The organism is Arcanobacterium hippocoleae (genome assembly GCF_040360365.1).
Lineage (GTDB): Bacteria > Actinomycetota > Actinomycetes > Actinomycetales > Actinomycetaceae > Arcanobacterium_A > Arcanobacterium_A hippocoleae_A.
The window spans coordinates 618,149-640,771 of sequence record NZ_CP136412.1 but is presented as its reverse complement, the minus strand read 5'-3'; the positions used below and the strand labels follow the sequence as shown (position 1 = coordinate 640,771).

Annotated in this window: 27 protein-coding genes, 1 other RNA gene and 2 pseudogenes; 16 read left to right on the top strand and 14 right to left on the bottom strand. The window is 48.5% G+C overall.

What is annotated here, in order from left to right:
* Window positions 1-3 precede the first annotated feature (3 nt).
* Together RQN30_RS03395 and RQN30_RS03390 are read left to right on the top strand one after the other, a co-directional pair.
* Complete coding sequence (locus RQN30_RS03395) at window positions 4-1,491, top strand: 3'-5' exonuclease (protein ID WP_353061251.1); 1,488 nt, start codon at window positions 4-6, stop codon at window positions 1,489-1,491.
* The gene (locus tag RQN30_RS03390) at window positions 1,491-2,048 is read left to right on the top strand and encodes a PD-(D/E)XK nuclease family protein (RefSeq protein WP_353061250.1); all 558 of its coding nucleotides are present in this window, start codon (window positions 1,491-1,493) and stop codon (window positions 2,046-2,048) included. The genes RQN30_RS03395 and RQN30_RS03390 overlap by 1 nt, the downstream gene beginning before the upstream one ends.
* Window positions 2,049-2,174: 126 nt before the next feature.
* On the opposite strand, the gene RQN30_RS03385 is transcribed toward RQN30_RS03390, so the two are convergent.
* The gene (locus RQN30_RS03385; protein ID WP_353061249.1) at window positions 2,175-2,867 is read right to left on the bottom strand and encodes a phosphotransferase; all 693 of its coding nucleotides are present in this window, start codon (window positions 2,865-2,867) and stop codon (window positions 2,175-2,177) included.
* Window positions 2,798-3,208: a protein kinase family protein gene (locus tag RQN30_RS03380; RefSeq protein ID WP_353061248.1), complete on the bottom strand. Its 411-nt coding sequence runs from the start codon at window positions 3,206-3,208 to the stop codon at window positions 2,798-2,800. Before RQN30_RS03380 ends, RQN30_RS03385 begins: the two co-directional genes overlap by 70 nt.
* Before the next feature lie 218 nt (window positions 3,209-3,426).
* On the opposite strand from RQN30_RS03380, the gene prfB reads away from it, so the two are divergent.
* The 9 genes and pseudogenes from prfB (at window position 3,427) to RQN30_RS03335 (ending at window position 10,050) form a co-directional block, all read left to right on the top strand.
* Window positions 3,427-4,556, top strand: a protein-coding gene (gene prfB / locus RQN30_RS03375; RefSeq protein ID WP_491608693.1) for a peptide chain release factor 2 whose coding sequence is annotated in 2 segments (ribosomal slippage) — window positions 3,427-4,354 and window positions 4,354-4,556 — 1,131 coding nt in all. Because the reading frame shifts where the segments join, the coding sequence is not laid out codon by codon here.
* A 138-nt stretch (window positions 4,557-4,694) separates the two neighbouring features.
* The gene (gene ftsE, locus RQN30_RS03370; RefSeq protein ID WP_353061246.1) at window positions 4,695-5,384 is read left to right on the top strand and encodes a cell division ATP-binding protein FtsE; all 690 of its coding nucleotides are present in this window, start codon (window positions 4,695-4,697) and stop codon (window positions 5,382-5,384) included.
* On the top strand, window positions 5,384-6,223 hold the full coding sequence (ftsX, locus tag RQN30_RS03365; RefSeq protein WP_353061245.1) for a permease-like cell division protein FtsX: 840 nt from the start codon (window positions 5,384-5,386) through the stop codon (window positions 6,221-6,223). Before ftsE ends, ftsX begins: the two co-directional genes overlap by 1 nt.
* 165 nt (window positions 6,224-6,388) lie before the next feature.
* A complete protein-coding gene (locus RQN30_RS03360) occupies window positions 6,389-6,598 on the top strand; it encodes a hypothetical protein (protein ID WP_353061244.1) in 210 nt (69 codons plus the stop codon).
* A complete protein-coding gene (locus RQN30_RS03355; RefSeq protein ID WP_353061243.1) occupies window positions 6,595-7,122 on the top strand; it encodes a coiled-coil domain-containing protein in 528 nt (175 codons plus the stop codon). The genes RQN30_RS03360 and RQN30_RS03355 overlap by 4 nt, the downstream gene beginning before the upstream one ends.
* Window positions 7,123-7,298: 176 nt before the next feature.
* Window positions 7,299-7,721, top strand: a complete 423-nt coding sequence (locus RQN30_RS03350) for a M23 family metallopeptidase (protein ID WP_353061242.1) — start codon at window positions 7,299-7,301, stop codon at window positions 7,719-7,721.
* 370 nt (window positions 7,722-8,091) lie between these two features.
* A pseudogene (smpB, locus tag RQN30_RS03345) lies at window positions 8,092-8,627 on the top strand (SsrA-binding protein SmpB).
* A gap of 284 nt (window positions 8,628-8,911) precedes the next feature.
* Window positions 8,912-9,292, top strand: a transfer-messenger RNA (tmRNA) gene (gene ssrA / locus RQN30_RS03340).
* 392 nt (window positions 9,293-9,684) lie between these two features.
* A complete protein-coding gene (locus RQN30_RS03335; RefSeq protein ID WP_353061241.1) occupies window positions 9,685-10,050 on the top strand; it encodes a helix-turn-helix transcriptional regulator in 366 nt (121 codons plus the stop codon).
* A gap of 339 nt (window positions 10,051-10,389) precedes the next feature.
* Here the strand turns inward: RQN30_RS03335 and RQN30_RS03330 are convergent, their stop codons facing one another.
* The 5 genes and pseudogenes from RQN30_RS03330 to RQN30_RS03310 form a co-directional block, all read right to left on the bottom strand.
* A complete protein-coding gene (locus RQN30_RS03330; RefSeq protein WP_353061240.1) occupies window positions 10,390-11,037 on the bottom strand; it encodes a response regulator in 648 nt (215 codons plus the stop codon).
* A gap of 48 nt (window positions 11,038-11,085) precedes the next feature.
* The gene (locus tag RQN30_RS03325; protein WP_353061239.1) at window positions 11,086-11,571 is read right to left on the bottom strand and encodes a sensor histidine kinase; all 486 of its coding nucleotides are present in this window, start codon (window positions 11,569-11,571) and stop codon (window positions 11,086-11,088) included.
* Window positions 11,528-11,971 carry a sensor histidine kinase gene (locus tag RQN30_RS03320; protein ID WP_353061238.1) on the bottom strand — a complete coding sequence of 148 codons (444 nt, stop codon included), beginning with the start codon at window positions 11,969-11,971 and terminating at the stop codon, window positions 11,528-11,530. The genes RQN30_RS03325 and RQN30_RS03320 overlap by 44 nt, the downstream gene beginning before the upstream one ends.
* A 280-nt stretch (window positions 11,972-12,251) precedes the next feature.
* Window positions 12,252-13,777: pseudogene (locus tag RQN30_RS12505) on the bottom strand (IS1634 family transposase).
* 139 nt (window positions 13,778-13,916) lie between these two features.
* Entirely contained in the window at window positions 13,917-14,078 is a 162-nt protein-coding gene (locus RQN30_RS03310; RefSeq protein WP_353061236.1) for a hypothetical protein, read from the bottom strand.
* A 161-nt stretch (window positions 14,079-14,239) separates the two neighbouring features.
* On the opposite strand from RQN30_RS03310, the gene RQN30_RS03305 reads away from it, so the two are divergent.
* From RQN30_RS03305 to RQN30_RS03285, 5 genes are all read left to right on the top strand, one after another.
* Entirely contained in the window at window positions 14,240-14,629 is a 390-nt protein-coding gene (locus RQN30_RS03305) for a hypothetical protein (RefSeq protein ID WP_353061235.1), read from the top strand.
* A gap of 422 nt (window positions 14,630-15,051) precedes the next feature.
* The gene (locus RQN30_RS03300; protein WP_353061234.1) at window positions 15,052-15,645 is read left to right on the top strand and encodes a hypothetical protein; all 594 of its coding nucleotides are present in this window, start codon (window positions 15,052-15,054) and stop codon (window positions 15,643-15,645) included.
* Window positions 15,646-15,648: 3 nt separating this feature from the next.
* A complete protein-coding gene (locus RQN30_RS03295) occupies window positions 15,649-16,338 on the top strand; it encodes an ABC transporter ATP-binding protein (protein WP_353061233.1) in 690 nt (229 codons plus the stop codon).
* Complete coding sequence (locus tag RQN30_RS03290; protein WP_353061232.1) at window positions 16,331-17,521, top strand: ABC transporter permease; 1,191 nt, start codon at window positions 16,331-16,333, stop codon at window positions 17,519-17,521. The genes RQN30_RS03295 and RQN30_RS03290 overlap by 8 nt, the downstream gene beginning before the upstream one ends.
* 33 nt (window positions 17,522-17,554) lie before the next feature.
* Window positions 17,555-18,052 (top strand): hypothetical protein, encoded by a 498-nt coding sequence (locus RQN30_RS03285; RefSeq protein WP_353061231.1) that lies wholly within the window; start codon window positions 17,555-17,557, stop codon window positions 18,050-18,052.
* Window positions 18,053-18,307: 255 nt separating this feature from the next.
* On the opposite strand, the gene RQN30_RS03280 is transcribed toward RQN30_RS03285, so the two are convergent.
* From RQN30_RS03280 to RQN30_RS03250, 7 genes are all read right to left on the bottom strand, one after another.
* Window positions 18,308-18,601, bottom strand: coding sequence for a hypothetical protein (locus RQN30_RS03280; RefSeq protein WP_353061230.1), 294 nt, complete (start codon window positions 18,599-18,601; stop codon window positions 18,308-18,310).
* 1 nt (window position 18,602) lies between these two features.
* Window positions 18,603-18,845: a helix-turn-helix domain-containing protein gene (locus RQN30_RS03275; RefSeq protein ID WP_353061229.1), complete on the bottom strand. Its 243-nt coding sequence runs from the start codon at window positions 18,843-18,845 to the stop codon at window positions 18,603-18,605.
* Window positions 18,842-19,132 carry a hypothetical protein gene (locus tag RQN30_RS03270; RefSeq protein ID WP_353061228.1) on the bottom strand — a complete coding sequence of 97 codons (291 nt, stop codon included), beginning with the start codon at window positions 19,130-19,132 and terminating at the stop codon, window positions 18,842-18,844. Before RQN30_RS03270 ends, RQN30_RS03275 begins: the two co-directional genes overlap by 4 nt.
* The gene (locus tag RQN30_RS03265) at window positions 19,072-19,770 is read right to left on the bottom strand and encodes a hypothetical protein (RefSeq protein WP_353061227.1); all 699 of its coding nucleotides are present in this window, start codon (window positions 19,768-19,770) and stop codon (window positions 19,072-19,074) included. The genes RQN30_RS03270 and RQN30_RS03265 overlap by 61 nt, the downstream gene beginning before the upstream one ends.
* Complete coding sequence (locus RQN30_RS03260) at window positions 19,758-20,474, bottom strand: hypothetical protein (RefSeq protein ID WP_353061226.1); 717 nt, start codon at window positions 20,472-20,474, stop codon at window positions 19,758-19,760. Before RQN30_RS03260 ends, RQN30_RS03265 begins: the two co-directional genes overlap by 13 nt.
* Before the next feature lie 64 nt (window positions 20,475-20,538).
* On the bottom strand, window positions 20,539-20,832 hold the full coding sequence (locus RQN30_RS03255) for an ABC-three component system middle component 7 (RefSeq protein ID WP_353061225.1): 294 nt from the start codon (window positions 20,830-20,832) through the stop codon (window positions 20,539-20,541).
* Window positions 20,763-21,890, bottom strand: coding sequence for an ABC-three component system protein (locus RQN30_RS03250; RefSeq protein WP_353061224.1), 1,128 nt, complete (start codon window positions 21,888-21,890; stop codon window positions 20,763-20,765). Before RQN30_RS03250 ends, RQN30_RS03255 begins: the two co-directional genes overlap by 70 nt.
* Window positions 21,891-22,623 lie beyond the last annotated feature (733 nt).

The window sequence follows — 22,623 nt, the reverse complement described above, 5'->3', positions numbered from 1 at the left end:
ACAATGCCGGAAATTCGCGCGCTGCGTTCGCTCCTTCAGCTTAGCGTAAGCACCACCCGTAATGACTGTCTCGTATACCTTTTCAACTATTTCGCGCTTGGCAGTGCGGATATCCATGCTTTTGCTAGTCTGCGCAAGCAGATTGCGCGTGCGGATCGCGATAAAAACGAATCAGATTTTCCAGTGCAGGTGAATTTGCTGCAGGTACTTGAGTTATTTGTGCAAACGCAAAATCCTGATGGCATACAGCTCCAATCTGAGCAGGAGGCAGCCGGAGAACTAACTGCCGCACACAAAATACGCGCCGCGGCAGAGCAAAGTCTGAGTGCGGAAAGTATCCGCCGAATTGAATATATCGCTGAGGCGGTTCTCCAGCTTCGAAATAATACATATTTGCCGCTGCCGGTATTAATTCGGAAAGCCGCAGCATTTTTACAGCTGCCGGTACTAATTGCCTCACGCCCGACGGGACAGGCAAAAGTGCTTGGAGCGTTGAACTTATTTACGCAAATGAGTGTGGAATACTCTGCAGCCGGACGCGGAAAAGACCTAAATGGATTTCTAAAATGGATTGATGAAGTCGAAGCTCGCGAACGTGTCGGGCAAGAAAATCCCGGCGATGATTTGGCACTTGTCGAAATACTCGACGAAAAAGCGGAGATCCCGGGTAAGGTCACCATCTTGACAGTACATGCAGCAAAAGGTTTGCAATGGGATGTGGTGGCAATTCCGGAAATGGTGGAAAACAAGTTTGATGATAAAACAAGCCGCGGTTTGCAGCCATGGCACAAAAATAACAGCAAACTTCCTGACACGCTGCGAGCTGATGCTGAACACATCCCGTTTATTTCCATCCAAGATATTGAATTTCAAAGCGACGATTTGAAATTATGCAAAGGTGAAGCAGGATGCCGATACTATGACTATCTCAACCGGAAGCTCGTCAAATATTACAGCGACGAACAACGCCGGCTTGCTTATGTGGCATTCACCCGACCAAAGTATTCACTGATTCTTGGATCTTATGATTGTGCAAGCGTGAAACGGGCAAAACAGCTCCTCGAGAAGAATGCTGCCGGAAATAAAGGCCGGAGATGGGCGCCGCTGCAATTGAGTACTTTCCTGGCTGAACTGCTTCCGCCCAAAAAAGATAAAAACACAACTGATACCCAAAAAGTAAAGTATTGTGTGCCAGATCCTGACAATGACCCGCTGCTGACCGACGAAACCAAGTTCAAAAGATGGGCAGAACAGTTTCAAAATTCACAGACAGAAGCAGAGCAGGTAAATACCAGTCAATATTGGCCGCGTGACTTAGACCGCACATTAGCGGAACCGGACATGGGTGATTTTCAAATTTCAGATAAACACAGTGAACAAATTCTTACAGAAGTTCGCGAAAATCTCGCATTGCTCCAAAAAACAGCATTGGAAAATACCGAGCAAAAAATGAAATTACATATTTCACTGCATCTGGAATCGTTGCGCTAATGAAAAATCCGGAGCAATATTTACGGAACCAAATGCGTCCGATTCCAGTCCGGCCGCTTGCAGCAGCACGCCGCGGCACAATAGTTCATGCGCAAATCGCAAACTTTTTTGAATATCCGCAGCATTTCAATATCGACGAAATAACAGATTCGGAAGAGATGAAAATCGATGCCGGATTAATGCAAAACGATGCACAGGTGAAACAGCTCTATCAGCGTTTTGAAGAGTCAAGATTCGCTGCGCTCAAACCAATAGCAATTGAACAAAGCCTCGAACTGACGATTGCTGATAAACCAGTGCGCTGCGTTGTTGATGCCGTTTTCGATACTGCAAAAATTACTGGCGCCCGCCCAATCACAATCGTCGATTGGAAGACCAGCCGGCGCCCAACTGATACCGATATTGAATCCAGACGGTTCCAGCTTGCGTTATATCGGCATGCGTGGGCGCATTCTACCGGAACTCCGATTGAATGCATTGACGCGTGCTTCTACTATCTTGGAGAAAAAATCCGGAAAAACGCGAACTGCACATCGAACCGCTCAGCTTTGAACTAATGGAAGAACATATTCGACGCAAAATAGATGCAGGAATTTCCCATCATAAACAAAAATAAAAAATACTGCACAGCCCGGATAGTACTGCCCCCCTCCGGACAGTACTATCCGGCTTGTGCCGCCTGGCTAGACCTGCTCTTCCGATGAAATATCTTTCGCGCTTTCGCGGAAATTGATTTCAGCAGCCGGCTCAGCGGAAAACGCAGAATTTTCTAAATCGACCTCCCAGCCCGGTCCGGGAACAAGTTCCGGATCAAGCTCAATATCAAAAGCTAAAGTTCTCAGCATATCTTCGGCTTGATCAATCACTTCCGTATTTCCATGACGGATTCCATGCATTAACCATCGCAGTAAGGAAAACTCACTCAGCAAAGTAACACGTTCAATGAAATCTTCGGAAACATCAGCACCAATTGCGTTTTGATAAGACTCAAGAACAGCAGCAAAATTCTCGTCGCTCAAATCTGTAATCAGCAAACTGAAATCGGCTGCCGGATCTCCCACATGCGCCTCCCCAAAACCAACAACACAAGAAACTGTATGTTCAGACCAAAGCACATTCTCATCAGCAAAATCGCCATGCACCACACACGGAGTAAAATTCCAAAGCCGCTGGTTTTCGAGCATATCACGCCAACGGTGGCAAAGAACTGCAGGGATTTCGGCTTGCGCATCAGCGTCAGAAAGCTCCGCAAGTAACCGTTGACGGCATATGTCTGCAGAATAAACCGGCATTCCGGCACGTTCAATCACGTCTGCGGAAAGCGAATGAATTGCGGCAAGTGTCCGCCCCAACTCATGTGCATAAGCAGAATCCAAAGCTGCAAAACTTTTTCTTTTCCAATCGGTGTTCGGTAAACCATCGCCCGCCCGACTTTCACCTTTGCAAATCCAGCTGGACGAAGAACATCAAATGGTAAATTTCCTTGCCGCAGCTCCTGCAGCAAAGAATCAGCAATTCCAGCTTCTGCTTCCAACACAGTGCCGGCAGATACGGTACGCGGAAACTTTACAACCCAACTATTCCCGTCGGAGTCAAGCACACCTGTAAAAGAAAAATCTGGGGTGCGCCCAATCGGTGCCTGTGTGCCAACCACATGTAATCCGTCTATTGCCGCCACTGCGAGTGCTGCCAAATGCAAAGAATAATTATTCACCATTCAAAACTAGCGGTGACTGGAAGCAAATTGGGAATCACACTCCGAAGAAATATAAAAACGTGAGCAGATGAAATGTAAATATCTGCAAATATGCGATATGTGCAAATATGATTATCCGCAAATACGGGTATTACGGAAACTGCTGAAAAGCGGAGCTTGTTCACGCTCACTTTCCGCAATGCCGAAAAGCGAAAGGTAATAGCGTAGACTAAAGGACTGTGGCACGAGATTATAATGCAGAGATTTCCCAATTGCGGCACACATACGAACAGATTGCTGCCGTTAGCGATATTGATAAGCTTCATTTGCAGGTAGAAAAGCTGACTGCAGAATCGGCAGCACCCGATTTGTGGAATGACCCTGAAGCAGCACAGGCGGTAACATCGAAGCTGTCTCACGCAAAAGCGCAGATTGACAAGCTTACAGCTTTGCATGGAAAGATTGAAGATCTCGACGCGCTGCGTGAAATGGCCGAAGAAGAAGCTGTTACTGATCACGACAGCTCTCAGCTGCTTTATGAGGAACTTGATACCGAATTGAAACAGCTTGATATTGAACTTTCCGATTTGCAGGTAAAAACACTTCTTTCAGGCGAATATGATGAACGCAATGCCGTCGTTACGATTCGTTCCGGTGCTGGCGGTACAGAAGCGGCTGACTGGGCGCAAATGCTGCAGCGGATGTACCTGCGCTGGGCAGAACGAAACGGATACACTACCAAGGTGCTTGATACTTCATATTCGGAAGAAGCCGGAATCAAATCCACAACATTTGAAGTATCTGCTCCATACGCCTACGGCACCCTTTCGGTTGAAGCCGGCACCCACCGTTTAGTTCGAATTTCACCATTCGATAATCAAGGTCGGCGGCAGACCTCTTTCGCAGCGGTTGAAGTAATTCCGCTGATTGAAACAACCGATCATATTGAGATTCCCGAAACCGATTTGAAAATCGACGTATTCCGGTCCTCCGGTCCAGGCGGGCAGAGTGTGAACACCACAGATTCTGCGGTCCGGATGACCCATCTTCCCACGGGAATTGTGGTTTCAATGCAAGATGAAAAATCACAAATTCAAAATCGTGCTGCAGCATTGCGTGTGCTGCAGTCACGGTTACTCCAACTGCGCCGTGAAGAAGAAAACGCGAAGAAAAAGAACTCGCAGGCGATGTGAAAGCAGCTTGGGGAGATCAGATGCGCTCCTACGTTTTGCATCCATACCAGATGGTGAAAGATTTACGTACCGGATACGAAGTAGGAAACGCCGAAGGTGTGTTCGACGGAGATATCAACGGCTTTATTGAAGCAGGAATTCGGTGGCGTAACGCACAAGAACATGAAAATGAGTAATCCAAAGTTAAAACACATCGCGCGTGATAAGAACTACGTATAATTTAATACCTTAACCGGCGCGCCTATGATTTTCGTGATTTATTCTTCAATAGGGTAGATAACGATTTGGTATACCTCCGATTGCAATTGAAGAACATGATTACATTCGAAAACGTAACAAAACTTTACGAAAAAGGCGCGCTGCCGGCACTAAATGATGTCAGTATAAATATTGACCGCGGAGAATTCACATTCCTCGTCGGTGCTTCCGGCTCTGGAAAATCAACAATGCTCTCATTGATTTCGGCTGAAGTGCGCCCAACCGCTGGAAAAGTCTTTGTACTTGGGAAAAATTTGAATAAAGTTTCCGCACGGAGAGTTCCGCTCTTAAGACGGCAAATCGGCACAGTCTTTCAAGATTTCCGACTCCTTCCCGATGCGAACGTATCGGAAAATATTGCGCTCGCAATGCAAGTAATCGGCAGGCCGAAACATCATATTAAGAAAGAACTCCCTTACGTGCTGGAATTGGTCGGGCTTGACGGGAAAGAAAAACGGCGAATGAACGAACTTTCCGGCGGTGAAAAACAGCGTGTGGCAATCGCACGCGCAATGATTAACCGACCTGATTTATTGCTCGCAGATGAACCGACAGGAAACTTGGATTTCCAGACAGCCCTTGGAATTATGAAGCTGCTTGATCGGATTAACCGGCAGGGCACAACCGTCGTCATGGCAACTCACGACCGCGAAATTGTGAATCAGATGCGGAAGCGCGTGATTGAACTTGTCGATGGGAGAGTGGTGCGCGATCAGGAGCGCGGCGTGTATGGAGGTACCCACTAATGAGACTTCGCTTCATCCTCGGACAAACAATAAAGGGCTTACGGCGAAATATGGCGATGGCATTTTCTGTAACACTCGTCACTTTTGTTTCGCTGCTTTTTGTGGGGGCAGCTGTACTTTTGCAAACCCAAATCGGAAACTTGAAAAATGACTGGTATGACAAGGTTGAAGTTTCCGCATTCATGTGTCCAGCAGACTCTTCACGTCCGCAATGCGCCGGCGGAGAAGCTAATGCAGAGCAGATTGCGGCAATAGAAACTTATCTTAAGTCCGCTGATATGAAACCGTACGTGCAAGAGGTGTACTACGAGAACAAGAGCGATGCGCTAAAAGCTTTCAAGGAACAGATGGCTGACACCGCTTGGGCGGATACGATGACTGAAGAGCAGATGCAAGCTTCATTCCGCGTAAAATTGATTAACCCGCAGGAATACCAGGTTGTGGCAGACGCTTTGCAAGGACGCGACGGCGTGGAATCTGTAGTTGATCAGCGTGCGCAGCTTGAACCGCTTTTTAATGTGCTGAATCGTTTCACGCTGATTGCCGGAGGGCTTGCGGCGGTAATGATTGTTACGGCGATGCTTTTAATTCCTTCCACAATCAGGCTTTCGGCAATGTTCCGTCGGAATGAGACGGAGATTATGCGTTATGTTGGAGCAACTAATCGCATGATTCAAACCCCGTTTATTCTTGAGGGAGTAATTGCATCAGTTTTCGGTGCATTGCTGGCAATTATTACTCTCTGGTCAATTGTCGAGTTCTTTATTCAAGATTGGTTCTCCGGCACATGGGTGCAGGTAGTGAACGTAAAAATGTGCTCCTGCTGGCGCCGATTTTGATAATCGCCGCAATTGTGATTGCATCATTTGCATCTTTCCTCGCCTTACGCAGATATACGCGCGTATAACATCTTGGCCGATTCTGATTCAGAATATTCCAACCAATATGTTGAAGAAAAAATATTTTTAATTGCGGCAGCAGACTCAAGGAAGTTTGGAGTATCCATGAAAGTTATTAATCAGAAGAAATTTATCTCGGTTATTTCTGTATGCGCGCTGATTACGGCAGGAATTGCAGTGACTTTCAACAGCGGTGCTGCAATTGCTGCAGATCGTGATGATCTGGTTGCACAGGAAAAAGCACAAGAGAACGAAATCGCAAAGTTGAAATCAGAAATAACCGGTCTCGATGTGCATGTGCAAGAAACTTTTTGAAGCTAACCGAAACTAAAAATAAAATTCCAGAAGCCGAGTCGGAGCTTGCAAAAGCACAAGCAGAACTTTCGGCAGCTGAGCGGGAATCGCAAAAGAATACGGCGTTACTTCACTCTGCGCAAGAAGAACTAGAAACAATTAAACAAGACAAGCAGACGGCCCTCACTGCACAGAATGCTTCCCTAAAGTCACTTGGTGAACTTGCGCGTGCAACTTACCGCGGCGATATTGCTCCGTCATCAGTGGAGCTAATTATCGGCACCCGCTCAGCTGAAGACTTTATAAATGCGTATCGGGCAAATAGTGCGATTACTCGGACGCAGACGAATATGCTTGATAAGCAGGCAAAAGCAAGCGCTGCAGCTGCAAACCGTGAAGCTCGGCAGGATGCCGTCGAAGATGTGATTTCTGATTTAAAACGTGTCGCTGATGAGATTGTGGAAAAACGTGCGCAAATCAAGAATGAAGCGCAAAAAAGCGTGAAAAGCTTGACGCTTTACAAGCCGAATATGAGAATTTTGTAGCTGAATTACAAGGTCAGAAAGGTGAGATTCAGGATTCAATCCGCAAACATGAAAAAGAACAGGCTGAGATTAAAGCACAGATTGCGGCTATTGACGCTGAAAATCGGCGGCGGGCAGCCGCAGCAGCAGCGGCAGCTGGAAAAGCTAATTCCGGCGGAGCGAACAGCGGCTCGATTGTGGCAACAGACGGGTGGATTCAGCCGCCATTGCCGCGTCCGTTATATGTGACGTCTCCGTTTGGATATCGGATAAATCCGGTCTCGCATCGGCCCGAGCTGCATCGCGGCGTTGATTTTCGCTCTCGCTGCGGTGATGTGCAGCGTGCAGCGATGTCTGGAACAGTATGGAAGATTTATTCAGCTGCTTCCGGCTTTACTGGAGGGAATGCCGTTTACATGAATCACGGCATGGTTAACGGTTCATCGTGGGTGACTGTGCATATGCATCTTTCACGTGTGGATGTACATGTGGGGCAGAAGATCCAAAAAGGGCAGCAGATTGGGCTAACCGGCACTACCGGCTGGTCTACTGGATGCCATCTGCATTTTGAACTGTGGCGCAATGGTACGCCAATTAACGCGATGTCGATTATTGGATGATGGTGATTTCTTCCGCGCTGTAACACAAGCCGGATTTTAATTGATGCTGCGGTACAAAATACCTGGTATACGTGCGGTAAATGCGGCAGATGCGGTTCTTGGACTTTTATTTTGTCCGTGTTTTGCGGTGCTTCGCCGGCGCATTGCGTCATTATGTAATCCGCCTATTGCCGACGGGTATATTTCGTGCTGTTTGCGGTGAATTAGTTAGTTTAAGTATATTCGTATGTATCGTGATTTGTCGGTACTGTGTTTTGCAGGCAGTGTGAGTTGTAAGCAGTGTGTTTTGCGGGAAGTTTGTTGCCGCTGGTTGCGATTCGGTATTAAAGATACCGGAGATAAAGCATATTGGAGATAATCGGAGGATGAGATGGCTGGAAAATTGAACCGGGCTAACGGAAAGCTCACTCCGGCACAGAAAGCAAAGGCTGAAGCCGATGCAAAGAAAATCGTTGCCCGCAACAAGAAAGCACGTCATGATTACCATCTTGACAAAATCTATGAGGCGGGCCTGGTACTTTCCGGTACCGAAGTAAAGGCGCTGCGGATGGGGCGTGCCTCACTGACGGAATCATGGATCGAGTTCGACCGTCGGGGAGAAGCCTGGCTAGTTGGCTGTAATATTCCGATATATGCGATGGGATCATGGACGAATCATGCTCCGACGCAAAAGCGGAAGCTTTTATTACATCAGTACGAGATCGATAATTTGCGTTTGAAAGTGCGTGATAAAGGCACGACGGTAGTACCACTTGAGCTGTATTTTGTACGCGGCAGAGTGAAAATCGAGATTGCTCTTGCACGCGGTAAAAAGATTGGGATAAGCGCGAGACATTGCGGCGAAAGCAAGATGAACGAGATACTGCGCGCGCAATGTCTGATGCGCATAAGCGTGGGCGTATTTAGCTTTGATTTTGTGAATGTGGTGCGTGAGAGCCGAACTTAGTTGTAGTTTCGCTCTGTGCTGCGGGGAATTGGAAGCGGTATCTGCAGATAACTGCATTTTTAGTAGATGGCTTTGTCATGTTTTTGTTTTGCTGCATATTGCGGCGCGCTAGATTTTATCGAGGTATGGGCTAGACTGGCTTGCAGGTTAATGCGTTTGCTGAATTAGCTGTTTTCATTGTTGGTGATTTTTTAATGCTGATAATGGCATGAAGATTCAGCTGGACGAATTGATAACTGAATATGGGGATGATCGGTTTCGACGGTAATGAAGGCCGAAGAGAAGCGGGTAGAGGATGTACAGTCATCTCTTTAACGATTCTGTACGAAAATTAGTTGCAAACAAGCAGCATAACGACTTCGCCCTCGCTGCCTAAGCGCGAGCGCATTTAAAGGAGTCCGTCAGCCTTACGTAGCTTTCGCGTAAGTGAACTGGCGTCGTTTTTATGGAAGCCACTGCGCTGCAGATTTGTTCGTGATTTGCAGTGAACTTTTAGCGAACTAGGTTTGTCAGCAACTTGTTTGCGTGAGTGCTGGAGCCAAAAACAACGTTTAGCAGACTGCACCCGGAGAAGTCTTGGGTATTGCATTATCGGACCAGGGTTCGATTCCCTGCATCTCCACCATTAGGACGCTCATTTTGATACAAAGTGGGCGTCCTATTTTTCTACCCTTGGGTGGGTGAAATGCCTTGTCAGGGCGTTATTGGCGGTTTGCTTGATGGTTCGTGGTGCTCTTGGCTGGGGTAGTAGAGTACCTGCAAAGTCTGGTTTTGGTGGCGTTAGGGCGGCTGAATGGGGTAGCCGCTAAAAAGTGTGGGTTCTGCTAAAAAGTATGGCTTGGCGCTAAAAGGTTTGGGTGGGTGTTAAAAGGTTTGAAGTTGAAGCCGAAACGCAGTTTTTGCTGGGATGGCTGAGTGTCGGTGAAAAGGGGCTGAGTGCTCGGTGAAAGATGCTCTGTTCATCTCATTTCGTGGTTGTATGTTATACAAGCAACTAGGTTAGGCAAAGGAGTGCGGGTGGGTGAGTCGCAGTTACGTAAAGGTGCCATTGAGTTGATTGCGCTCGGGCTGCTGGCGTCTTGTCCTTCGTATGGGGGTCAGCTTGTGGAGCGTTTTCGTGATGAGGCGGGGTTGGAGGTTTCTGCGGGGACGCTATATCCGCTGCTTGCGTGCCTACGTAAATCGGGGTTGGTTGTCACGGTTTGGGAGGAGTCTCCGGTGGGGCCGCCGAGGAAAATCTACGAGCTGGCAGAAGCGGGCAAGACTCGCCTGTTGCAGATGCGATCCGAGTGGGAGGTACTTAATGCGGCAGTTGAACGGACAGCGAAGAAAGGGGTGGGCAGTAATGTAACTGCCGAAGATGATACAACGCTGGTAGCGTGACAGCGATGGATTGAATGGGCTTTTTCGCTTGATAACAAGCCAAAACAGCGCCCAAGGTGCAGGACGATGAGGTGAACGGGTCAGATTCGCTTGGCAGGTCTCGCCGTCACGCCGACAGCGCCCAGGCAAAAGTGGCGAAAATTCCCAAGCACACTACTCTGTCGCGTAAAAGTTAGCTCTGGCGCATATAAGTTGTATCGATGTGTGTGGCGCACCTGTATTCGTATTATTTTTCATCTCTGAACTGCCAGTAGAACTGTCACAGGTTCGCACAGCCCTTATGGGCAGCTTAGCTTCCATCTGTAACATGCCCTTAGTAAGCATGATATGGAGGAGCAGTTAATCTCCTAGGTTTAGTTCTTGCATTTTGACGGCTATTTCTCCGCGTCTGGCCTCTAGTATATTTATGGTGTCACGCACGTAGCTTCCTACTGTGTGTTCAGATAAACCTGTGGCTCGGGCGATTTCTCGATTTGTGTACGACTTAGCGAGATACTGTGCAATTTTATATAAACGGTCAGGTAGGGTTTTTACTCGTTTAGCAAAATCTTCATCAATACGTGTCTGGTTGCCTTGGATATAATAATTCAGCAGTATGTCTGTTGGGCGTTGATCAAGCACAGTTTTCCCGTTATAGGCATTGTGTAGTGCCGACACAATTTCTTCAGTTGATGTTTCTTTGGTGATAAAACCTTTCGCTCCGGCAGCTAATGCTTCACGAAGCGTGTGTGGACGCTCAAAAGCAGTAAGCATCAAAACTATAGCCTCAGGGCGAATATCTATTATCCGTTTCAGAGTTTCAATTCCGTCTAATGTCGGCATAGCGATATCGAGCAATGCCACATCCCACTCTACAGATTGTGCAATATTTAAAAGCTTAATCCCAGAGCTGGCAACTCCAACGAGTTCTATACTGGGGAAGTTTCGCAACAAATCGCTTTGCTGCTCACGATACATGTGAGAATCGTCCGCAAAAATTACCCGCAAAATATCCGCTTTAGGTTCCGGTACTATCAGTCTTGGTTTTTTGTGTTGTTAAGACTGTTGGAGAGCATTTATATTGCCTTTCTCGAGTGGAAGTTCGCCGTGCACATGCCACCAGTTATCTACGCTCCATATGTCTAACTCGCCTCCAGCGAATTCAAACTTTTCTCGAAGATTGTTGAGTCCCCTGCCTGAACTAATCACTGAATCGCGCAGTGCTGTGTGATACTGATTCTTCACCATCACTTCAATCGTGTCTGTGCTATAGAAAATACTCAAAACAGCATCTGTTGACGGCGCAGCATATTTGACTAAGTTGGTTGACACTTCCCGGACAAATGCTAGTAACACGCTCTTTATTTCCAGTGGAAGCTGCTCCAAATCCTTAGCCCTATAGTCCAGTTCGAGATTAATTCCTGCGGCTGAAGCGATACTTTCCATTCGTGCCAGTGTAGAAATAAAGCTAATTCCTTGATCGTTAGATTGGTTTGTGTCATCTAGTAGTTGAATAATTTCTCGAAGCTCTTTCAGCGACACGCGAGTTTGTTTCTCTAAAAACTAGCTTTCTCCCTAATGAGGTGTGGTCAATTATTCCTGCTTCTTGTCGCACTGATTCAGCAAGCTTGCTTATCACAGATAAAGTTCCAGCTAAAGAGTCATGCAACTGCATAGCTAGATTAGCTTTCAGCCGTTGTGCTTCTTCTAAGCTCTGCAATTTCGCTTTCCACAATTGTGCTACCGCAGCATCTCGTTCCTCTGCAGAACGACGCATAATACGCCCCAGGATAAATCCAGTGCCGAGCATAAGTAGCAACATCAAAGTAGCTGGAAGCTGAAACGAAACCGAAAACCAAAAGCCTCCAAGCAAAGGCAACGCCCCTAAAATGGCGTCAATCTTGTAGCTATGCCAACCCCAAAGAAAAAGACCACAACGCATACATAACCAAGGATGCCTACAGAGGTAGCTGGAGTAATGATGAACGCAGTATCAAGCAGGAGAAAAATCCATCCGTACAGCCGAGGATGTAAAGGAATCAGCGTAGAGGTAACAAGCAAGAGTAGCACGCCTGCTCCACTTATGAAAGAATCCGCCCCGCCCAGGAAATACAAATCTACAACAGCAATGAAAACCAGAAGAAACCAGAAGATGAGACAGAAAAGCCCGTTGCTTTTGAGCTTCTTGCCTATGCTGGAGATTAGGTTTACAGCACTATTTATCAGCGTATCCATGGGAAGATTTTACACCCGAGTTGCACAATCTTAGTGCCCCAATGAGTCGAGGATTTTTGGGCTTTTGGGGTGATTGGGGCGCTGGATTGGATTTCGAAGCCGAGGTATTGGATGGTTTGTTCCTGGAAAGGCCGCAGGCTTTGCACTAGTTTTTTCGTTTTTATCCCGGTCTTTTGGTAGAGGCAGCGTGATATGGCTAGGGCTGTGGTGACTATGGTGAGGTGGGCTTGGGTGGCGTCTCGCTGGTGGCGGAATATTGGTCGGGTTCTCAGGTCTGTTTTGCTCATGCGGAAGGATTGCTCCACGTGCCACAGGTCGTGGTATAAACTGATGACTTCGTTTAGGGGCATGAGGGTGGCGGGGATGTTGGTGACGTAGCCTTTCAACCCCGCGGCCGGTAGGGTGCGGTCAAAAGCTGCCTGGTCAAAACAAGCCCCGGTCTTACCTTGTTTCACGAACCGTGGTTTACGCGTTGGCTTCGTGCCTTCTATAGCGGCTAGGGCGCGGCGACGCTGCGCTTCTAGGGTGCGTTCATCCCAGTGGGCACGCTTAGCCGAGTATGCCCATACTGCCCGCCAAGATGACTCCATGGCCTCGTCCCATACGGATTCGGCCTTGAGCCGCTTACTGTTCACTTTCGAGTTGACGTGCCTTGGGGTAACAGTATCGATTACTTGTCCTTCTTGGAGGTCGTCCCCATGCCAGTAGAAATGCGATTCCAAATCGTGAGGCGCTTTGGTCTGGCGGGTTCCCACAATAAACCGGAAACCAGCCCCGTCCAGAGCCGTAAGGTTGGCGGCGGAAAGCATGTCCGCGTCCGCCACCACAACTAGGCCTTCAATGTTGTGCCGTGCTTGGAAGCCCTGGATTATTGGCAAAATAGTATTAGTTTCCGCTTTATTTCCTTCGAAGCACCGAACCTTACGTAGGCCTTGGTTCTCGTCCCAGTCCTCGTCCTCGCCCTCAGCCTCAAATACAGCGTAGTCACGTCATACAACACGAGGGACAGGTCACCGGATTTAGTGGCGTGAGCAAAACACGCCCCGGCGACTTTAGGACGGTAATCTGCGCTCCCGCAGCGGCGTAGACAGTTATTGAACGTATTACGATGTGCTGGTCTAACGCCAAGCTCGTCCAATACTCTAACCGTGTCCGCCTTCGACGCAGGCTCCACAATCCGCGCCAACACCAACTGCTCAAACGCTACATCTTCAATAACAGCATCGACGCCTAGGGCACGGTAAGCATCACGGAGCACAGACCACAGCAGGGTACTGCGTTTACTGCTGGTTACGGCTCTGCGACTGCCAGTGTTATCTTGGGCGAATAAGTATAATTCGCCTTGCTCGGGGCGTAATCTTTTGCGTCCCTCTTCCAATAAAACCGCCAACTCGGCCTCGTTGTGCGCTAAACCAATATGCTCCAACACACGGTTTGCTCGGCCTTCCTTGGCTACAAGCTGGACCGCTGTCGCACCAGAAGCAGTACGCACTCTACGCAAAAACGGGGACACACCTCCATCCTACCCACACACTTAGTGACCCAAAACCACCAACTAAAACCCTCTGACCAGCACAAACAAACAACAAAACCTTAAAAAATGGTGCAACTTAGGTTCTTGCCTCTACTAGAGATTAGGTTTATAGCACTATTTATCGGCATAGCCATGGGAAGATTTTGCACACTGGATGAGCGGTAACAACCACATGAGTCATGTAGTTCTCTCCATGATGCGAAAGATCTACACCTACACTCCCATCAGCTCCTGCACTCGGTAAGAAAAACACAAGAATACACAACAGAAGAACCCGCATGATATCTCCTATGACAGCCTGACCATCTTCACATTCAGTGTATCTATGCTCCAGAATCGAAGCTATACCCCAATTCTGGGGTATTCCGTCTCATATAGAGACACATTAAAGTGGGATACGCGGGAACTTTCCAGCATACCCTACACCCAAGGAGATGAATCATGTCACTTAGGAAACGAATCTTCGCAGCAACTGCTACGATTGCAATGCTCGCAGGCGGTACTGGCATTGCCTATGCAGACAATTCTTATGTCTCAGGCGAGCTCAATACTTCTGGATCTCTTGTTCAATACGATTACACTCGCACACATACCTTCAATGGGCCGATCAGCTTGAGTATTAACGATATGCCTAGCGGACACCTTCGTTTAGGGCTGCGAAACATGAAACAGTCAGGTGGTCCACAGTTTACAGACACACTGCAATGGAATACCAAAGGCGCAAAATCTTGGGACAACATTCTGCAAGGCACTCGCTTCGCGTTCCAAGGTCGGATGAAAGCATGTAGCTGGTTCTGCGATAGAACATGGGGTGGTGACCTTACTTACTAAGCATAAGAAATCATGAAAATTTCAGTTACGAGAGCTGTCTTTGCGTGTCTGGCGTCAATGGTTTTGCTTCTGTGTGGATGCACTGCTGGTGACCCAGACACGCATAAGGCAGAAGATACTAGTGACGTTCAGGGTACCTCAACAGTTTCTGTGGAAAAACGCCAGATTGCGCCAACGTATTCCTCGAACGCGACTGTAGAACAAGCGACATCTTTTGTCCTTTCGACGTCTCAGCGTGGCACTTACCGATCCGTGGTTAAAGAAAACGACTCTGTAAAAGCTGATCAAGCGTTGGGGTGGAACAATGGCGTGGAGATTAAATCGCCTGTAGATGCCATTGTACGCAGAGTTGGAGAGGCATCTGAAGATATTCCAGCGTATTACCCCGTTTTCGAGTTGGAATATCAGGGTTTGCTTTCGCTGTGGATGCTTCTATGCTTTTATCGGTTGCTCCTATTGAGTCATTGACTGGGAAGTTTCAGATTAAAAATGGGCTTGGTCCCACTGAGGTGAAAGCTATTCTTGCTTCACCTGGAGATCAGGAGCCAGTAGACAACGCTTCAACCGCAGCAGTATCGCGAAATACAGAATTTCAAATCTCTGATGCTGCAATTATTACTAATGCTAACGTTCAAGATGCTTCGTCTATGTTCGAGGAGTATTCGCCTAGACAAGTTCAGCTTTCCGAATCTGATTCAGAGCAAAGATTAAGGCCGCGAGTTGCTTCGCAAACCGTGTTATGTCTAATTGGGAAAGATCAGCCAGTGCGTCCTGGGCAACTGGCAACGGTGGTGCTTACTGGGCAAGCTAGAGCTGATGTTCTGGCAGTACCAGTGAGTGCTGTTGCAGGCAGAACAGGAAAAGGCTCTGTCACTTTAGTAAAAGACGGGCATAGTTCCCTCGTGGAAGTTGGTTTGGGTGTAACGGACGGAGCCTATATTGAAATCACTTCTGGGCTAAGCGATGGCGATACGATTAGTGCTGTTGCTCCTAATCTTGATCCGCGAAAGAAATAGTCCATGTGTGAAAGGCTGCTTGAGCTTGAAGATGTCACTGCAAGGGTAAACCTTGGACGTCGCCAGGTTTTAACAACAGTAGATAATGTTTCTTTGAGTATTATTCGCGGCACGTCGAACGCGATCGTTGGGAAATCAGGATCAGGAAAGACTAGTCTTATCTCTATTCTGGGCTTGTTGAACTCAGAATTTACTGGTCGCTATATGTATGGAGACTGTGATGTTTCTGGTTTGAGTGATCGGAAGCGTTCAAAGCTGCGTGGCAGTAAAATTGGTTTCGTATTCCAGAATTATTCTCTTATCCGTCACCTCAATGTAGCCCAAAACGTAGATTTGAGCTTGCACTATTCGCGCGAGAACCTTTCACGTAAGCAGGGATTTGATCGTATTCGACAGGCTCTTGAAGATGTTGGTTTGGCAGAACGCAGTAAGGAGTATCCTGGAAGTCTTTCTGGTGGCGAACAACAGCGAGTAGCTATTGCGCGCGCGTTAGTGCTACGCCCTGAATTATTGATATGTGATGAGCCTACAGGAGCGCTCGATACGGATACGGGGATACAAGTTTTGAACGTGTTGATGGAACTGGTGAAATCCTCGCGTACCACGCTTGTGCTCGTCACTCACGATACCGACGTGGCGGCACGTTGTGAAAACCTGATGTATATGGATTCTGGAAGGCTTACCCATGCTTAAAATGATTATCCAGGATCTGCGAATTTCTCCAGGACGAGCGTTCCTCACTGGATTTTCGATGCTCATCGGAATTATTGCTGTGATTGTTTCCGTGCTAGCTGGAACTATCGGAAAAGAATACCTTGCCTCAACTGTTGAACAGCTTCATGGGCGAGCGCCCACTTATTCGATGTCGATTAGTTCTCCGAACTTCACCGATTCATCTGCCTTGTCTAACCTAATCGGCGCGCTCGAGCAGCATAATTTACACGTAGCGTTGGCTTTTACTCCAGATGAAGAACATTCCTATGTTACTAACCGCAGTTTAGACAATCCGCCTAGAAGGGAAGACCTCTCCAACGGGCTGAGTATTGATACGGTTTACACAACGGCGAACTATGCGCAGGTGTACAATTTACCAATCGTGCAGGGGCATTGGTTAACACCAGCCAATCAAATGCCTCGTTTGGAAATAGTGGCAAACAAGCCTGCCGCCCAGAATTTCCCTCTCCGTTCCTATGCCTATATCACAACTAAATCAACAGTTACACCGACCCCGCTTGAAGTTAGGGGAATCGTCAACGACGGATTGAGCTTTCCACGAATATACGTGAATGTGGAAGCTCTGGCGACGCTAGCTCCTCACTTATGGAGCAGTACGAATGCCGTTTTCTATTGGCACGATACCTCTTCTCGGACGAATGAACAGCGTTCCACTCTTATCGCAGATTTACTACACGACTATGCCCCTGGCACGACTAACACGATTAGCCGCACCGACTCTCAAGACTACGAGGGAGTATTGCGCATCATTTCCCTAGGTTTTATCCTCACCTCAGTATTGCTGCTTGTTGTTGCTGCTATCGGGCTGATAAATATAGGTCTTGCTAGTATTGAACAACGCGCACATGAACTGCTAATCCGACGCGCTTTGGGAGCAACACGAGGATCTGTTGCCATGCAAGTCATAGGCTCATCTATCCTACTTGCTGCCATAGTTTCCAGCGTAGCCATTGCGCTCTCAATCACAATTGTGGAAAGTATCCCCACGTTCCTTCCAGCAGACAGCCCAAGCCCCAAACCAGAATACCCATATTTTGCGGCGATAGCAGCAGTAGGAGCTGCCATCATCACTGCTCTTATCGGCTCAATCGCGCCAGCTATACGCGCGGCACGACTCCAACCCGCTCTAGCTTTACGATAATCGAAACAATAAAAGAAAGGAACACTACACACTATGAACAGCAAAAATAAGCGAACAAGAACTATTGGAATGCTACTTGTGTGTACATCTGCATTGTCAATAACTGCTTGTGCTCAAAAAGAAGAACTGCAGAGTTCCAAAGAGCGCAGCATTGTTTCCTACGAGGTCATAAACAAAGAATATAAAGAATCCGTTGCCCGACTAGACTGGCCAGATTCATACATTCCACCAGCAGATCTCGAAGGTGAGGATACAGAACTATCATTCCAAACCGGCTATGGAGACACACGCGCTTCTCTTCTGTTTGAATGCGCATGGGAACGAGAATGGCTCAAGAACTACGCCACAGACACAGACAAAGCTAATGAAGCGATCGAGCAGCTCAGCAAAGTACCTGAGATGGGCTACATGAGCCCCGAACGCGCCGACGATGCCACACGTAGATTCTTCAAAGACTATCTTGACCGCGCCAAACTCGGAGACCCTTCAGGATTCCAAGAAAACATCGACAACAACTGCCCTACAAATTGACAACATTCACACAAGGCAATGCAAGTTCATAGTTCGCTGGAAACTGCTGTTTGTAGCGATACTCATGCTGTCCTCTGTCGATATATGATTGATGATGGTTGCATGGTCACTGAAGGGGCAGCATGACATTCTAATGAAACAGTATGATGTTTATCGCGAACTAGTTAAGAATCAAGCAATAACAGGCTAGTTTTCGATGATTTTATTCGGCAATTTCATCGAACATCTCACAAGTCTACTTTTTATGTAAATAGATTAGATTACATAAAAATGGGCAGACTCGACCAGTTTCTCATAATAACCAATTGTCTCGATAAGCCACAGGCGATTATCGCCCTTCTTGAGTGAGCCGCGAGGTTCAAGGATTCGTACTTTGCTGCCACGTTTGGGTTTGATACCGGGCAGTTCTACGGCTTCTGGCTGGTGGCGTTCAAATACCAGACCAAAGCTACGTCGCTTGGTGAGTGCTCTGATCTCGGATTCTAGGTCTGCACCGAGTTGCGGGTCTGTGGCGTGGAGTTGACGCATCAGGTCAGTCAATCTCGACATGTTAAGCCTCCTTCTCGGCTGCTTCGTGTGGCAACGGTTGTTCGGTGGGCACGGCTTCGCAGATGTCGTTGATGTCGCATTCTAGGGTGGTGCAGATCCTGGCGAGGACGTCTGTGGTGACGTTGCCGTCGCGTCCTAGTTTGGCGATGGTTGCTGGTGATAGGCCGGTGGCTAGGCGTAGTTCTTCGCGGGTCATGTCGCGGTCGATGAGGAGTTTCCATAAGGGTTTGAAGGTGATGGTCATTTCGTTTCGTCTCCTTCTTCTTCGGTGTTCCATGTGAATCCGTAGAGTGCTTCGGTGTCTTCACCGAGGTGGATGATTTGGTTTTCTGCGACGGTTTGTTCTGCTCCTGTGCCGTATGCTTTGGCGGCATCGAAGGAGAAGAATACTTGTTTGGGTTCGTGTGCTCCGCTGGTCAGGGTGCGGGTGTGGGCGTAGATGTTGAGTAGTTCACGTACCGGCGCGAAGGCTACGGGTTTGATGATTGCTGAGTCGTGAATGACAAACGGCAGCGGTGTGGTGGTGAGCACGGCAAGGTCGAAAACGATGAGGTTTTTGCTTTAGCTCCGGATCCTGTGTCGCCGTTGTGGTCGAACGTGTATGACACGCCTTTGGCGGCTGCTTTGAATGCAAATAACGGGCTTTTACGATGTTTTGCCGGGTAGAGCGCGTCGTTGATGGCTTTCATTTCAGCGTTGATTGTGTCGGTTAAGTTCCCGAGCAGCTTCGGGATTGCTTCGTCTATCGCCTGTTTGAGTTGTTTGCGTTCGGCTTTGAGTTCTTGATTGTGGTCATAGGTGCGAATTTGCTCATCGAGGCGATCTATCTGCGCTTGCAGTTGGGCGGACTGGTCATAGGTTTCATCGTCGAGAGATACTGATTCTCCCAATGTCAAGATTTGTGCTTTGAGATTGTTGATGGCGAGGTTCAGCTGTGCGGCTTGCACACGGTAGTGGTGTTGTTGTTCGAGGAGTTGTTCTTCGAGGATGCCGGTGAGCTGGTGGTGGTAGTACTCGATTGTTTCGAGTGATTCTCGGTTAGCGTTTGGGAAGAATTCGTAGAACTCTTCTAGGTCGCGGGTTGTGATACGAGTCTGACCTGAAAGTGTGGCTTCAACGATTGTAAGACGGCTATTGATCGCGTCTAGTTCCTGAACTAATGGACGCATTTCTGCGCGTTTGAGTGCTTGTTCTTGGCGTGCTTGTTGTTCGGCTTTGAATAGGTCGAGGTCTGCGTGGGTGCGTAGCTGTTTGGCTTTGCTTCTGGTTTCGATGAGTTCTCGTTGTGCCGCGGCGCGTTCTTTTTCGTGGTGAGTTTGATGTAGTTGGAGTATTTACCTTTGGCCATTGCGTTGAGCGCGTCGACTTCTTTGCGTACCTGGTCGTAGCGGGATTGGATCTTGTCTATCTCCTCGTATGCACCGAAGAGCCGAAGTAGTGCTTTAGAGCCGTCAATGTCGTTGGCGCGTGCAGCTGCGGCTAGTGGCCTGTCGAGTAGGGCCATGTCGCGTTCGTCGACGCGGCTGAACCGCCCAACCAGTTCACGCCATGTGCCGCCGGTATCCCCGAGACCGTATTCGTCGAGCAAGAACTGTTGGTATTCAGAAAGCTCGTAGTCCCGATCCAACTCCTGCCAGTTTGGGTCGTGGTAGCGAGTCACGAACCCAGGCCTGTCGGTAGCACGGACGAAGTGATGGTCTTTATTGTTCAGTCTGAGGGAGAAGTGTATTGCGTGATGGCCGACGGCTTGCGGGAGTCGCACAGCGTCGGAGTCCAGGAAATCTTTCCCAGCGTAGACGAAGTCGATGATTTGCAGCAGTGTTGACTTGCCGATGGAGTTTTGTGCTTCGTCAGCGCCTTCAATGATGTTCAATCCGGTATGCAGATTGATGACGGGGCGGGGTTTTCCTTCCTGTGTGAATGCAGGTGACCAGAGTCTAGTGAGCACGAAGAATCACTCCTTTGCTGGCATCTAAGTGAATCGCACCTAACGTAAGCAACAACGCAAGAGCATCTATGAGGTCTTCGGTGTGTAGCTTGTCGGCCAGCCTGCGTTGTAGGTCAAGAACCGGCACAGGCTCACTACCGAGAGTTTTGAGGATGGTGACGAAGTCTGCGAGCACTGATTCATTGAAGCGGTATAGCTTGTTGGGTAGGCGGATCACAGTATCTGCCTCCTTGGTTTGAATAGCTCGCAGATTTGCGTCAGGAACGACACCACAACGCCGCATGCATATTCATCAACATTTGTGTGCCGGTGAATCCACTCGGTTAGGCGTGACCATATCTCATCTTGGCTCAACCCTGCATCGACGAGAACTCGCCACGCGCCCCAAATGTCGTCTCGCATCCGCTCAAAATCAAGTTTTCCTACTTCTTCGAGAGATTTAGCTTTTTCACGAACAACTGATTCGTAGATACTCATGTGGTCTCGCACGCGTCGAACAAGCCTTGTGTCATCGAGTTTTTCCTGCATCGGCATCACGTCGTAGGTGATGTTTGGGGCAAGATTCTCCACCGGCAGGTTGTATATCGCTATCAGTAGGTCGGCAATTTTCTGGTCTAAGCCAAGTGGAACAAGGTGCTCATCGACATGATCGTTCAAGGACAGAAATCTGTTAGCTCTACGCAGTTCGGCGATGTCTTGTGGCGTGTGGCTTAGCTCGTATCTTTCTGCACACGGTTTACATAGTGCGGCAAAGTCCTCTGCGGTGTATTCATCTTGATCAGCATCAAGGAAAACTATCGTGTAGGAGTCGGTTTGCTGCCCGTGGGAAGAAATACCTAGCGGCCTGCTGCATTTAGTGCAACCTCGTGAGCGGGCGAGAACGAGTTTTTCGTATCGAACACGAGCTGTTTGAATAGCGATCTCTTCAAGCACTGCCTCCTTGCCCTTATCGATGCCGGCCTTGTCGTGAATGATCTCGACAAGTAGTCGCGCAACATCATCTGGGAAATGATCGAGCCGAACCTGCTCACCGTATGCGGCGATGTTATCGGTAATCAATTGCTGAGTTTCCAGCTCCAGCCCGTCAAGAATGTTTACAAAATTCTTGATTCCCCAACGTGCGGTTATCGCTTTTGCGAGCTTCTTAGTGAAAGCGCTGTCAGTTGAGGCCATTCTTTCTAAGGTCGCGTCGCTCGGTAGAAACGAGGGGTCAGCCCGCGTAGTCCACTCAGTCTCAGTAACAGTTGTAAACATTGAGATCAGTTCTCGCAGATACGGTGCGCGAGCGAGCCCGCCAGGCACGAGCGGATGAAGAGCGTCGGCCAGTTCAAAGAACTTCATCACCCTCCTGCCATCGAAAATCTCACGACTCCTCACGAAAGCCCATCACGTTTTCTCACGGTTCCAAACAGCTGTGTTCGTAGCCTGAAAACAGATCTCCGGGCACACCATTCGGGATCGCGTTTGTGTAGAACTTCTTCACATTTTACTGCATTAGCAGAAGAAGACAGATACGACACGGTCTCGACGCGATGTCTGGAGGAAAGGGCTCAGGCAGTCGACGGCATGAGCCCCATGAGGTGAATCGGCCACATTCCGTGGCAGGTGCTCCTACATAGTGCCGCGTGCTGATCACACGAGGCGGTCAACCGTCAGGGAGACACGCAAGAGAAGCAAGTGGCAGGAACCCATGTGTTGGGTTCCTGCCTTCTCGTTTCTCTGCCCAAAACCCTCTGACTAGTTGACACCGAGCTTGCTTACTCAAGCGGGTCTCCCTTCCACAAGAAGGGAAAACCCGAATGCAGCCACAACCAAATATTGAGCCTGACGTCCCGTACTCGGTTAGAACCAACCGTTCGGCTGGTGTCGTTCATGTTCAGATTCTGGTGCCGTCTACAGTGTCGAAAACTGGGAGGCAGCAGTATGCCTGGATCGAGCTAGTCGACCCACCCACAGATGAGGCGGTGCTCGCGCAATTGTACGACCCAGCCTGTGTACAGCCGTGGAAGGTTGCGTATCTGAAGGCTGCTTACCGACAGTTTCGTGAGGCAGAAAATGCTAGAAAGCGGCGTAT